Here is a 12,382-nt window from a genome sequence, read left to right on the forward strand (position 1 = left end):
TCAGGGCAGTTGCACGCGGACCACGCCGTCGGAGACGGTCACATAGAGACGGCCTTTGTCGTCGATCGCCAGGCCTCCTGGATTGTTGAGGCCGCCGGGGAGGGGGCCGGGGCGCGTCTGCCACAGGCCGACCTGGCCGGCCACGGTCGTGACCACGCCGCCCGGCGTGATCTTGCGGATCGTCTGGTTGCCGCCGTCGACGACGTACAGGTTGTCCGCTTTGTCGATCACCATCTCTCCCGGCCCGTTGAATTGCGCCGCCGTGCCGGTACCGTCGGCCGCGCCGGGTTTGTCGGCGGTGCCCGCGAAGATGCTGGCCGAGCCGCCCGGGGTGACCTTGACGATGATGTGGCGTTTCAAATCCGAGATATAGCCGTTGCCGGCGCGGTCCACTGCAAGGCCCGTCAAGGCCACGCCCAGCATCCCGGCGGTGGCGCTCAAATCGGCCGGAAACTGATAGCTCACAGGAGGGCTTGGGTCGGAATAGCCCGGCACGAACGAGCCGGACTCCTGGACGAACAGGAGGCGGCCGCCGCCGTTGCTGTCCACGGTCCGCCAGCCGCGATGTTGCGCTTCGTGGCTCCCGGTGGCGGGAGTGCTGGAGCCTCCTCCAGCCATGATCGCGGTCGTCGCGTACAACGTGCCGTCGGGGCCAAGCGCCAGCGTGGACGGATTGTCCCCCAGGTTCTGCGGCAGGAGACGGTTGGCCGGCGCATGCGTCGGGAACCTCGACAGCGACATCGTGCTGGTGACCCCGTCCAGCGTGATGCGGCGCAGGGCGATGGCAGGCGACCCGTCATAAGTTTGTAAGCCCCAGCCGTCCAGGGCGTAGAGCACCTGGCTGTTCTTATCGAAAAGAAGCTTCGCGATCTGCTTCGTAAAGCCGGCCGCACTGCCGGTACCATCCGTCCCCGGGGGCACGCCATCCTTGCCGACAAAGCCGGACACGACGCCGTCCTGCGTCAATTTGAAAATCGTGGCGTTGGCGTCGTTCGCCACGAACAATGTGTCGTCAGGGCCGACCGCGATGGCGCCCCTGAGGTAATTGCCGGTCGGGTTGTTGGCCAACAGGACGATGGCCTGGTTATTCACGGGCGGCGTGCTCGGCGCCGTCGTATCCGGTGAGCCGCCTCCACCGCCGCACGACGTCAGCAATGTGGCGGTTGCCGCGACGAGGATGGCACGGCGTGCGGATACGGTGGCAGGTATGTTGAACACGGATCGATCTCTTTCTATCGCAAGCCTGGCCGGCGTGGCCACGGCATGCAGGATAGCAAGAGAACGATATAAAAATTCTCACGAATGGTCACGACGAGAATGTCGTGGTTTTATTTCTTGGCTGCAGGAGCCGGGACGCTCATCAGCGCCCCCGTCAGGTAAGTCTTCATGCGCGCGGCGAACCGCCGCTCGACCAGGACGTGCACGCCGTACGCGGCGCCGAGCACGGCGGCGATCATGCCCCAGAACAGCAGATGGGCGTTTACAGCTGGATAAAAGCGGTTGAACACGAGATAGCCGATGTTCTGGTGCAGCAGATACAGCGGATAGCTGATCGCCCCGGCCAACGGCCAGCGATAGCGGGCGAGCGAGCCCGTCCGGCCCAGTGCGATCAGCAGCATCACCACGAAGAACAGGGTCAGGATGCCGATGACGATACCGGCGTTTAGGGTCGACATCGCGTTCTCGGCGCGCACCTTGCGCACGATAACCCCGGACTGGAAGAGGGCGAGGCCCCAGGCGCCCGCGAGCACCGTCAACCTGCTCACGGCCGCACCTTTTTTCCAGATCAGGAAGCAGGTGGCGCCGGCGATGAAATACGCCGCGTAATCGAAGATCAGCAGGGTACGGACGACATGCAGCGCGCCTGCCGGCGCCGACGCGTCAGGGAACAGCGAGAGGAGTGCGAGCGCGATACATGCCAGCAGCCACATGGCGAGGTAGCGCTGCGCCTGGTGAATTTGCCCGATGACCAGGAGCGCAGCGACCAGCGCATAGAACCGGATCTCGACCAGCAACGACCAGTAAGCTCCTTCCAGCAGCGGCACCCTGAACAGGTCGGCGACCATCGTCATGTTGACGGCGTACTGGACGAACGTGACGTCGGGTCGCGCGGCCAGTGCGATGCTGGCGAGAAAGGTGATCGTGCAGCACGTCCAGAACGCGGGGTAAAGCCGTACGACGCGGGAGATGCAAAAGTCGCGCAGGCGCGCGCTGGCGGCCGCGGTCATCAGGACGACGAACCCGCTGATCATGAAAAACAGTTCGACCCCGAGGAAGCCGTATTCGGCGACGGGCGCCAGCAGCGGGTACGGCATCGCCGAGAACCCGCCGGCCGGCCCGCGGTAGGCGTAGTGAAAGAAGACGACGGCGAGCGCCGCCAGGAATCGCAAAAGATCGATCTCGTTGACTCTGGCGCGTGTCATGGCGTGAAGCTCGAAGCAGCGGATTCAGTGGTGCGCGACCATGCCTGCGGGCGCGATGGCCCCCGGTACGGTACTTCGCGCGCCGGGTTGCACGCGCTTGTCCAGCATCTGTCTGCTCGAGATCGCAAACAGGAGGAATATCCAGATCGGTGCCTCGTAGAAATACATGATGCAATACGCGGGGATCAGGACGATGAACGTCGCCAGGATGAGGCCGTGCAGAGCGAATATGCGCAGCAGGATCAACGCCAACGGCAACGTCACGATGATGCCGCCGCGGCTGACCAGGTTCAGGATGACGCCGATGTCCTGGTAATGGCATCCGATGCACGGATCGGCTCCATAGCCGAACCCCGTGAACTTCTCTTCCACGCCGGCATCCAGGTAGGTGTTTATGCCCTGCATCTTGAACGACAGGCTGGGATCGTGGCCGCCGAAGCGGGTCATCAGGTGGTCGATGAAATTGGAGGCGTAAATGTAGAAAACGACGACGGACAGTGCGATGACGATCTCGAGTAAGCCGATGCGCTTGCGCCACAGCCAGCCGAGTAGCAGCAACAGCACGGAAACGAAAAAGATCGAGGATGCGGCATGCGTCATCAGCACGGAAATGATGGTTCCGACCGCCAGGACGATGCGCTTTTTGCTGAACTCGGCCGAAAACGCGTAAATGGCCAGCATGCACGATACGTAGTTGGTGTAAGTGCCGGGCTCCACATGCAGGCCCGCAAAGCGGGCGATGTTGAAGTATTCCTCGGTGACCCGGCTTTCCGTTCCGAACACGAGTTGATGAACGTCGTAGATCGAATGTGTGACGAAATAGTACAGGATCACCTGGATGGTCAGCGTCAGTACGTTTATCCCGATCAGGCATGCCAGCGCCGCCTCGAATTCCCTCCTGTACGAAAATCGCGCTTCGAAGATCGCGATGGCCAACGCCAGGTTGGCGGCGATCAGCAGGACGAATTGCGGTGGCACCGGTTTGACGACGACCACGTGAAAAACCAGTGTGAACAGCAGCGTCGCCACGAGCAGGGAAGGCAGTTTCATCCGGATCTTCCCGAGGAACACCAGAGGCGACATGGCCACCATGGCCACGCCCGCCGCGAGATACTTCGGCAGCATCGTGGCGCGGGTGCCGGATTCTTCGAAAGGCGTGAATAACAGGAAGAGCGCGACGAGAAACGCCAGGAAGAACAAGATCGAGAAACCCGACGGAGAGCGCTTGTTCTTCATGGCTGGACCAAGATTTCCGGGATGAATAAGGTCGCCGAAGTCCCCGTCCGGGGACGGGGTGGCTGGCGCGCACCCGTCAAGCATGCGCTACGATGCTGAAGCTCGTTTGATGTGACTCAACTAGAAGCGGCTGGTCAGCATCAGGGTGACGCTGCGCGGACTGCCCGGCGCGTGCAGCGACTGCGCGCCGTCGTGCCACACGTAGTCGTAGTAGCGGTCCGCCACGTTGCGGACCTGGAGCTCCACGTCCAGGTTGTTCCCGAGGCGGTATGCGGCCGACAGGTTGACGATGGCATACGCGCCGAACTTGCCGGTGGTGTTGGTCCGGTCGAGGAAGTAATCGCTCTGGCCATTGATCGAACCGGACAGGCGCAGCACGTCGCTGACGTTGTAGTCCGCCCCCGCGTTGTACAGCAGGTGCGGCGTGTGATCGATCTCGTTGCCCTGCGTGGCGATCGACGCGGCGTCCGCCTTGACGATGCGCGCCCGTTGTACGGCGGCGCCCACCCACACGCCCAGGCGCGCCGTCGGCTGCACGTTCAGCTGCAGGTCCACGCCCCGGCGCCGCGTCTCGCCGATGTTCTCGGCATCGTTGGCCGGGTCGTTCATCTTGCGCCGCGCTTCGTTCGACGCATACTGCTCCCACACGGCGAGGCGGCCTTCCACGCCTTGCAGGGGCCGGAACTTGACGCCGGTCTCCCAGCCGTCGTTGATCGACGGCGACAGGTCGCTGGTCTGGTTGACCTTGTAGGTGGCGGTGCCGATGCCGATCTGGAACGTGCGGCCGACGTTCCCGTACACGGACCAGGCGTCGTTGACCTGGTACACGGCGGACAGCTTCGGTTGCCGGATCAGTCCATAGTCGTTGATGCCGTAGACGCGGCCGTCCAGCAGGTTCGTGTAGCTGCCGGTGAGCCTGTCGACGCGCAGCGCCGGGGTGATGGTCAGGTCGGCGACCGGCTTGTAGATGGCCTGGACGAAGCCGCCTGCCGTGTTCAGGTCGAACTGCTGGTCGCGGGTCTGGGATTGCCGCACCTCGCTCGCCGTGAACCAGCGCTGGCTGGCGTTGTCCTGGCGCTCCGTGTCCAGCCCGCCGACGACACGCAGCCGGCCGGTCGGGCGCCACGTCAACGTCGTCGAGGCGCCGGTGTGGTTTTCCTCGATCGTGCGTTCCTGCTGGCGCACCCCGGCGGAGAAGGTCACGTAGCGGTGGTCGTTCAAGGCATTGTGATAGACCTGCGCCGTCCAGAACAGCTGGCGGCCGAGCGCCGTCTCGGCCTGCAGGGCCACCTGGTCCATCCGGCGCGTGCCGCGGTCGGTGGCGTTGTGCGGCAGCGACTGTTCCCAGTCCGCGCGGGCTTGCGCAGCCGTCAGGAACCCCGGTTCGTCGGCGCGCACTTCATGGTGGCGCACGATCAGGCCGTACCGGCTCGTGCCGTTGTCGGGCGAATAAAACCATTTACCCGAGAAGGTGGACTTGTCCGCATCCGAGTGGGCGCGGTAGCCGTCCGTCTTTTGCCAGCTCGCGGCGTAGTTCTGGGAAAAACCGTTGCGGTCGACGCCTAGTGCCGCCTGCGCATCGCGCGTGTCGAAGCTGCCGTAGCCGAGGCGCGCCGCGCCGTAGTTGCCGCCGATCTTTGTCACGACGTTCGCGTTGCCGGCGATGTTGTGGAGGCCGTAGCGGGGATCGTTCGTGCCGCGCACGAGCTCGACGGCGCGGATGTCCAGCAGCGGCGCCAGGTCGAGGTAGGGCATCATCCCATCGTTGCTGTTGCTGGGTATCCCGTCGATCAGCAGCTTGACGGCGTTGATCTCGCCTTCGCCCGTGAAGCCGCGGATCGAAATCTTGCCGGACGTGGTGCCCTGGCCGTATTGCGTGAGCATCACGCCGGGGAGCTGGCCGAACAATTGCCAGTTGTGGCTGACCGCCTGCGTCGCGATCTTGCTCTCGTCCAGGACGTCGACCGACGTCAGGACATTGCGCGTGGCCAGCGGTCCCGTTGCCTTGCCGACCACCGTGACCAGACCCACCGTCATCGCCGGCGCTGCGGTGATGTCTGCCGTGTCTTGCGCGCGTGCCGACAGCGCGAAACACAGTCCGATGGCGAGGACGACCGTCTTCTTACGATAAAACATCATCAAGTGTTGATAGAAAGAAAAGTTGGATCTTACCCCACATACATTGGACTGTAAATTATAATGAGAATGATTCGCATTGAAACAACGAGGGGGTATGCGCAGATTCATCTCATGGTTGCACCGGTATGTCGGGCTGGCGGCGGTCGTCGTGCTCGTCATGAGCGGCATCACGGGCGCCGTGATTACCTTCGATGGCGAGCTCGACCGGGCGGCGCACCCGGAGTTGCGCCGTGTCGAGCCGCGGCCGGGCGGCGCCGGCGTCGACACCCTGGCGGCCGGCGCCCGTGACGCCTGGCCGCGCGACCCGGTGCGCATGCTCGTCCTGCCGGCGTCGCCAGGGGATGCCGTGGAGGTCTGGTACCGGGGCAGCAGCATGCGGGCGTACCTCGATCCGCACGACGGCCACGTGCTCGGCCTGCGCGACACGCACGATTCGCTGATGGGCATCCTCGTCGACCTGCACACGAACCTGCTGTCGGGCGAGACGGGCAGGGCGGTCGTCGGCTGGTTCGGCCTGGCCGCCGTGCTGCTCATCGTCCTGGGCGTATGGTTGTGGTGGCCCCGGCGCGGCCGCTGGCGCCAGGCATTGACCGTCAAATGGGATGCGGGTGCCGCGCGTGTCTGGCTGGACGTCCATAAAGTCGCGGGCATCGTGACGGGCGTGTTCCTCGTCGTGATCGCCGGGAGCGGCGCCGCGCTGGCGCTGCCCGGCGTGTTGACGGAGCCGTTGCTGGTCGCCCTCACCGGCGCGGGGGCGAAACAGGCCGCGCCGGCCTCGTCATCCCGCACGGGGCCGCCCGCGTCGCTCGACGCGATGGTCCGGCGCGCCGAAGCGGCGTTCCCGGGGGGACGGATCACGCGCCTGATGATGCCCGCCACGCCGAACGGCGCGGTGACGGTACGCATGCGGCTGCCCGGAGAAATCCACCAGATCGGCCGCACGTTCGTCCACTTCGACCGGTACGACGGCAGGCTGCTGCGGACGGACAACGTCCTCGAATCGAACCTGGCCACGCGCATCAATGCCTGGTTCTATCCGCTGCATACCGGCGCGTACGGCGGGACGGCGACTCGCGTGCTGAACGTCCTGTTCGGCCTGTCGCTCGCGCTGATGTCGCTGTCCGGCGGCTGGATGTGGGGCAGGAACAGGCTCGCGAGGAAACGGGCGGAGGCGCGCAAACGCGGGCGTGCGCCCGTGACGACCGCGGTAAATTGACGGTTCAGTCGTCCTTGCGGGACCGGAACGGAAACATCAGCTGCCTGGTGAAACCGTCCGGTACATAATCGCCGACCACGCCGTATTTTTCGGGAAAGCCCGTCTGGCCTTTGACGGCCGTACCCAGGATGTGGTCGATGAAAGCGAAATGCGCGGCGTAGTTCTTGTCGATGGCCACGTCGTCCGACGAATGGTGCCAGTGGTGGAAATCCGGCGTGACGATCACGTATTTCAGCGGACCCCACGGCAAATGCACATTGGCGTGGTTGAAGACGGCCTGGAATCCGACCACGACGATGTACACGTCCATGACGCTCTTTTCGAAGCCGAGCACGTACAGGGCGCCCAGCACGCCCACCCGGGTGATGATCAGTTCCACCATGTGTTGGCGCGAGCCGGCCAGCCAATCCATCGTTTTCGCCGAATGATGCACGGCGTGGAAACGCCACAGGAAAGGAATCTCGTGGTAGGCACGGTGGGTGCAGTATTGCACCAGGTCCGCGCACAGGATGCACAGCAGCAGTTGGGGCAGGAACGGGATCGATTGCACCGTGTTCTGTATCGTGTCGCTCGCCATCCAGCCGAACAGGCGGTGAATGGCAAAGTTCACGGTCAGCAGCGCCAGGCCGACGATGAAATGGTTGACGGCAAAGTGCACGAGATCGGTCTGCCATTCGCGGCGGAACAGCAGCTGGTCCTTATAGAGCGGGAAGACCTTCTCGATCACCGCGAAAATCAGGGTCGAGCCGAGGAGATCGAGGATGAACCAGTCCAGGCCGATGTACGGTGTATGGTCGGGAAAATCGGCGACGGGGACGTGCGATCCGCCCATCGCCAGCGTCAAGAGAATGAGCGCCGCCGCCATGCCGTTGATGCTGCGGCGCCGCTTGAAGATCACGTTGAGCAGGCTGATCGACCCGGACAGCACCATGGCCGCGAACATGATCGAGCGGATGACGTCGGGATCGTATTTCTGGCGCAGCTCCGGGGTCGTCAGATACTGCGGAAAATGAAAGGCCAGCACGCCGAGGAAACACAGCACGGCCAGGAAAAACGCGAGCGCACCGCTGGCCAGCCCGTAGCCGGGCTCCAGGCGGCCGCTTTGTTGGAGGATGTCGGCGGTAGCGGAGACGGCGTCCGTGACGTCGTCGAGCGCGGCGCGCGCGGGCTTGGTCAAAATTTTCATGAATGCGATCCGTTCTCGGCGATCAGGGCCGGCGGAGCATAGCATTTTGCGTCGCGCGAAAAGGCGCGGATTGTCACGTGGCCTTCAATCGGGGATGGGTTCGACCATGTCCCCGTGCCCGGCATATTCGTGAAAGATATCGTCGAGCCACGTCGCCAGTTCGTCCGCCGGCACGTCCGCTGGGATGACGACCTCCTCGAACGGGGTCCGCTTGCCGGGAACCGCGCGATACACGGCCCAGGCGTCGTTCTCGCGCCGGACGTCGACCTGGAAGCGGCCGTAGATATTGAAACGCATCGATGCTCCTGTTGCTGTTCGCTCCAGTGTAACCTGCGTTACGATGGCGCCTGCTGACAAGACGGGGACGGTATTGATTACGAGACGGCATGTGTTGCTGCTGGCGCTAGGCGCCGCGAGCGGTGCCGGCGCCCACGCCGGGCAGGCGCCGCTGCATATCGTGACGGCGCACCTGCCGCCGCTGGTGATGGCGCCGGGCGACAAACAGCCTGGCGCGTTGCGCGAACTCGTGGACGCGCTTTGCAAGCGCCTCGGCGTGGTGCCGGACATCGAGTTCATGCCCTGGCGGCGCGCATTGTATGTCGCTGCCACGACGCCGAATACCGCGATTTTTCCGGTGACCCGGCTGCCCGAGCGTGAGCGGCGATACCACTGGCTCGCGCCGCTGTACGAGGAAAACTATATTTTCATGGCGCACAAGGGGAGCGACTTCGACGTCCACCGTCCGCAGGGCATGACGGACAAGCGCATCGCCCTGCTGCGCGGCGCGGCCCAATCGGCCATTCTGCGCGAGTTGGGGTTCCAGCGACTGGTGGAGGCATCGTCCATCGACGAAGTGCACCGCTTCCTGCTCGCGGGTATGGCGGATGCCGTGTTCGGCGAGCGCGCGATCATCCATCGGTCGCTCGAGATGCGCGGCGTCGAGAAGGACTTCCATCTCGGTGAGCCCGTGCGGACGACCACCGCCTGGCTGGCGGGCTCGCGCGATATCGGCGAGCAGGAAGCGGCCCGCTGGCGCGCGGCGATGGCGGAACTGGTCGCCGACGGTACCCACAAGCGCATTTTCCGGCAGTACGGACTGGCCTGACCGCGGTCTATATCGGAACTGTATAGATCCCCCGCGATTGCGCATGCATGCGGCGGCCCGGGCGCGGCTACACTGGCCGCCATGAAAATCACCCGACTCACCACTTACCGCGTCCCGCCGCGCTGGATGCTGCTGAAGATCGAGACTGATGAAGGCGTCACCGGCTGGGGCGAACCTGTCATCGAGGGGCGCGCGCGCACCGTCGAGGCGGCCGTGCACGAACTGTCCGACTACCTCGTCGGCAAGGATCCGGGCCGCATCAACGACCTGTGGCAGACGATGTACCGCGCGGGCTTCTATCGCGGCGGCCCGATCCTGATGAGCGCCATCGCCGGCGTCGACCAGGCGCTGTGGGACATCAAGGGCAAGGTGCTGGGGCAGCCTGTTTACGAACTGCTGGGCGGCCTCGTGCGTGACCGCATGAAGACGTACAGCTGGGTGGGCGGCGACCGTCCGGCCGAACTGATCGCAGGGATCGCTGCCCTTCGGGAAGCCGGTTTCGACACCTTCAAGATGAACGGCACCGAAGAACTGGGCATCATCGACAACGCGCGCAAGATCGACCAGGCCGTCGCGCGCGTGGCCGAGGTGCGCGCGAAGTTCGGCTCCGAGATCGAATTCGGCGTCGACTTCCATGGCCGCGTGTCCGCGCCGATGGCGAAGGTGCTGCTGCGCGAACTGGAGCCGTACCGGCCGCTGTTCGTCGAGGAACCGGTGCTGGCCGAGCAGGACGAGTACTACCGCGCATTGGCCGACGCGACGTCGATCCCGCTGGCGGCCGGCGAGCGGATGTACTCGCGCTTCGACTTCAAGCGCGTGTTCGAGCGGGGCGGTCTCGCCATCGTCCAGCCGGACCTGTCGCACGCGGGCGGCATCACGGAATGCGTCAAGATCGCGGCGATGGCGGAAGCGCACGACATCGCGTTCGCGCCGCATTGCCCGCTCGGGCCGGTGGCGCTGGCGTCCTGCCTGCACGTGGACTTCGTCGCGCACAACGCCGTGCTGCAGGAGCAGAGCATGGGCATCCATTACAACCAGGGGGCCGAGCTGCTGGACTACGTGAAGAACAAGGAAGACTTCCTCCTGTCGTCCGGGTGGATCCGGCCGCTGCCGAAGCCTGGGCTCGGCGTCGAGATCGACGAGGAACGCGTGATCGAGGCCAGCCGCGCGGCAACCGACTGGCGCAACCCGGTCTGGCGCCACGCCGACGGCAGCGTCGCGGAGTGGTAGGCCGGCCTGCCGCTGGTGTACGATGCATGTCATACAAAAACATGCAGGACCAGGGAAGCGGCAGGAAGAGATGAACGGAAGACTCGAAGGGAAGGTGGCGATCGTCACCGGCTCCACCATGGGCATCGGCGCGGCCGTCGCGCGGCGCTTCATGGAGGAAGGTGCGTGCGTCGTGATCAACAGCCACGTCGACGACGCGGCCGCACGGGCGCTGCACGAGGAACTGGGCGGGACACGCAGCCTGTTCGTCCAGGCCGACATCACGGATCCGACCGCGATGGAGCGGCTGGCGGCGCGCACGCTGGAACGCTTCGGGCAGGTCGACATCCTCGTCAACAACGCGGGCGTGAACGTGTTTTCCGATCCGCTGGAACTGGATGCGGAAGGCTGGCGGCGCTGCCTCACGCTCGACCTGGAAGGCGCGTGGAACGCGTGCCGCGCCGTGCTCCCGTCCATGCTGGCGGCAGGCAGCGGCAGCATCGTCAACATCGCATCGGTGCACGGCCACAAGGTCATCAAGGGCTGTTTCCCGTATCCCGTCGCGAAGCACGGGCTGATCGGCCTCACGCGGTCGCTCGGCGTCGAGTACGCGGCGCGCGGCATCCGCGTGAATTCCATCTCGCCCGGCCTGATCATGACGGAGCGGATCGAGGCGTGGCTCGCCGGCTGCCCCGATCCGGAGGCAGAACGCCGGCGCCAGGCCGCGCTGCTGCCGTGCGGGTGGATCGGGGAACCGAAGGACGTCGCGAACGCGGCGCTGTTCCTGGCCAGCGACGAGGCGCGGTTCGTGAATGCGGCGGATCTGCTCGTGGACGGGGGCAGGAGCCAGGTGTATCACGACTAAAAGCGACTGGACGCCCGGCCGCTTTCCTGGTGCTCGGACTGGGTCCGTGTACGTCCGCTATCGACCCGGAGCCGGCATTGACCTTGCTACACTTATAGGACGCCGGTTTCCTTGAGCCAGTTTTCCACCAACGAAGGCCAGGCTGCTAAAGGGTGATCTTTCTCCCGGAGACCGAAGGCGTGCCCTCCTTTTGCAAAAAGATGAACCTCTGCCGGCACACCTGCCTGGTTGAGCGCCCGGGCATACAGTGTGCTATTGCAGATAGGGTCGACCGGATCGTCCCAAGCTTGCAATAGAAATGTGGGCGGTGTGTCCTTCGTCACGCGAATGCTTGGTTCGAGTGCTCCGGCGCGACACAGGTGACCCGGATAAAGCGCAATCGCAAAGTCAGGGCGGCTACTTAACTTGTCCACGGCGTCGACCGGCGCGTAGGCAGACGCAACGATGTTGCTGGTCTGGGCGACCAGATAGCCACCGGCCGAGAAGCCGATTACACCGATCTTTCGCGGGTTCAGGTTCAGTTCCGTTACCTTCGACCGCACCAGCTTAATGCTCCGCTGGGCATCCTGCAGTGCAAGCGGTATCTTTGGAAAGATCCTGCATCTGCATTTTTCATCCCAGTAGTCGTTCCCACCGGGGACGCGGTATTTGAGCAATACGCAGGTAATCCCACGTGATGTCAGCCAGTCGCAGATTTCCGTCCCTTCCAGGTCAATGGCCAGGACTGTCGAGTCCCGTTTGATCGTAGACGCGTTTGATGAATAGTTCCGGCCGCTTCTTCTGCCATTCCTTGAGTGCCAGGATGAGCGTTTTGGCGTCAAGTGCGCGCTGCGGAATGTGGTGGTTGTACAGCTTCAAATAGTTCAGCAAGGACGTCTCCAGGTCCGCCTTGCTGTCGAAACGGGTTTGCTGCAGCAGTTCATTGATGCGGCCGTTAAAGCGCTCGACCATGCCGTTCGTTTGCGGATGGCGCGGTGGCGCCAGGCGATGCTCGGCGGCGATA

12 protein-coding genes are annotated in these 12,382 nt (G+C 64.3%); 4 read left to right on the forward strand and 8 right to left on the reverse strand.

Annotated features, from left to right (window positions below; translation table 11 throughout):
- The 4 genes from ASD28_RS06695 to ASD28_RS06710 form a co-directional block, all read right to left on the reverse strand.
- On the reverse strand, positions 1 to 1,218 hold the full coding sequence (locus ASD28_RS06695; RefSeq protein ID WP_156650885.1) for a hypothetical protein: 1,218 nt from the start codon (positions 1,216 to 1,218) through the stop codon (positions 1 to 3).
- A 110-nt stretch (positions 1,219 to 1,328) separates the two neighbouring features.
- The gene (locus ASD28_RS06700) at positions 1,329 to 2,423 is read right to left on the reverse strand and encodes an acyltransferase (protein WP_082579117.1); all 1,095 of its coding nucleotides are present in this window, start codon (positions 2,421 to 2,423) and stop codon (positions 1,329 to 1,331) included.
- A gap of 24 nt (positions 2,424 to 2,447) precedes the next feature.
- Positions 2,448 to 3,659 carry a hypothetical protein gene (locus ASD28_RS06705; RefSeq protein ID WP_056125596.1) on the reverse strand — a complete coding sequence of 404 codons (1,212 nt, stop codon included), beginning with the start codon at positions 3,657 to 3,659 and terminating at the stop codon, positions 2,448 to 2,450.
- 120 nt (positions 3,660 to 3,779) lie between these two features.
- Positions 3,780 to 5,798: a TonB-dependent receptor gene (locus ASD28_RS06710; RefSeq protein ID WP_056125598.1), complete on the reverse strand. Its 2,019-nt coding sequence runs from the start codon at positions 5,796 to 5,798 to the stop codon at positions 3,780 to 3,782.
- 94 nt (positions 5,799 to 5,892) lie between these two features.
- Between ASD28_RS06710 and ASD28_RS06715 the strand changes: the two genes are divergently transcribed.
- Complete coding sequence (locus ASD28_RS06715; protein WP_056125601.1) at positions 5,893 to 7,014, forward strand: PepSY domain-containing protein; 1,122 nt, start codon at positions 5,893 to 5,895, stop codon at positions 7,012 to 7,014.
- 4 nt (positions 7,015 to 7,018) lie between these two features.
- Here the strand turns inward: ASD28_RS06715 and ASD28_RS06720 are convergent, their stop codons facing one another.
- A complete protein-coding gene (locus tag ASD28_RS06720; RefSeq protein WP_056125603.1) occupies positions 7,019 to 8,200 on the reverse strand; it encodes a sterol desaturase family protein in 1,182 nt (393 codons plus the stop codon).
- An 84-nt stretch (positions 8,201 to 8,284) separates the two neighbouring features.
- Positions 8,285 to 8,497 carry a hypothetical protein gene (locus tag ASD28_RS06725; RefSeq protein ID WP_056125605.1) on the reverse strand — a complete coding sequence of 71 codons (213 nt, stop codon included), beginning with the start codon at positions 8,495 to 8,497 and terminating at the stop codon, positions 8,285 to 8,287.
- Between the two features lie 91 nt (positions 8,498 to 8,588).
- On the opposite strand from ASD28_RS06725, the gene ASD28_RS06730 reads away from it, so the two are divergent.
- The 3 genes from ASD28_RS06730 (at position 8,589) to ASD28_RS06740 (ending at position 11,379) form a co-directional block, all read left to right on the forward strand.
- Entirely contained in the window at positions 8,589 to 9,305 is a 717-nt protein-coding gene (locus ASD28_RS06730; protein WP_229412229.1) for an ABC transporter substrate-binding protein, read from the forward strand.
- 81 nt (positions 9,306 to 9,386) lie between these two features.
- Positions 9,387 to 10,535 carry a galactonate dehydratase gene (gene dgoD, locus ASD28_RS06735; protein ID WP_056125607.1) on the forward strand — a complete coding sequence of 383 codons (1,149 nt, stop codon included), beginning with the start codon at positions 9,387 to 9,389 and terminating at the stop codon, positions 10,533 to 10,535.
- 70 nt (positions 10,536 to 10,605) lie between these two features.
- Entirely contained in the window at positions 10,606 to 11,379 is a 774-nt protein-coding gene (locus ASD28_RS06740; protein ID WP_056125608.1) for an SDR family oxidoreductase, read from the forward strand.
- A gap of 92 nt (positions 11,380 to 11,471) precedes the next feature.
- On the opposite strand, the gene ASD28_RS30890 is transcribed toward ASD28_RS06740, so the two are convergent.
- The gene (locus tag ASD28_RS30890) at positions 11,472 to 12,035 is read right to left on the reverse strand and encodes an alpha/beta hydrolase (protein ID WP_229412382.1); all 564 of its coding nucleotides are present in this window, start codon (positions 12,033 to 12,035) and stop codon (positions 11,472 to 11,474) included.
- Positions 12,036 to 12,090: 55 nt separating this feature from the next.
- A partial coding sequence (locus ASD28_RS06745; protein ID WP_156650886.1) for an integrase core domain-containing protein occupies positions 12,091 to 12,382 on the reverse strand: 292 nt, incomplete at its 5' end.

This window comes from Massilia sp. Root133, assembly GCF_001426525.1.
GTDB classification, from domain to species: Bacteria; Pseudomonadota; Gammaproteobacteria; order Burkholderiales; family Burkholderiaceae_D; genus Telluria; species Telluria orientalis.

Bases quoted from the DNA above. Each gene is read 5' to 3' on its own strand.
- dgoD (WP_056125607.1), top strand. From the start codon at position 9,387: ATGAAAATCACCCGACTCACCACTTACCGCGTCCCGCCGCGCTGGATG.
- ASD28_RS06725 (WP_056125605.1), bottom strand. From the start codon at position 8,497: ATGCGTTTCAATATCTACGGCCGCTTCCAGGTCGACGTCCGGCGCGAG.
- ASD28_RS06700 (WP_082579117.1), bottom strand. From the start codon at position 2,423: ATGACACGCGCCAGAGTCAACGAGATCGATCTTTTGCGATTCCTGGCG.
- ASD28_RS06720 (WP_056125603.1), bottom strand. From the start codon at position 8,200: ATGAAAATTTTGACCAAGCCCGCGCGCGCCGCGCTCGACGACGTCACG.
- ASD28_RS06715 (WP_056125601.1), top strand. From the start codon at position 5,893: ATGCGCAGATTCATCTCATGGTTGCACCGGTATGTCGGGCTGGCGGCG.
- ASD28_RS06705 (WP_056125596.1), bottom strand. From the start codon at position 3,659: ATGAAGAACAAGCGCTCTCCGTCGGGTTTCTCGATCTTGTTCTTCCTG.
- ASD28_RS06740 (WP_056125608.1), top strand. From the start codon at position 10,606: ATGAACGGAAGACTCGAAGGGAAGGTGGCGATCGTCACCGGCTCCACC.
- ASD28_RS06710 (WP_056125598.1), bottom strand. From the start codon at position 5,798: ATGATGTTTTATCGTAAGAAGACGGTCGTCCTCGCCATCGGACTGTGT.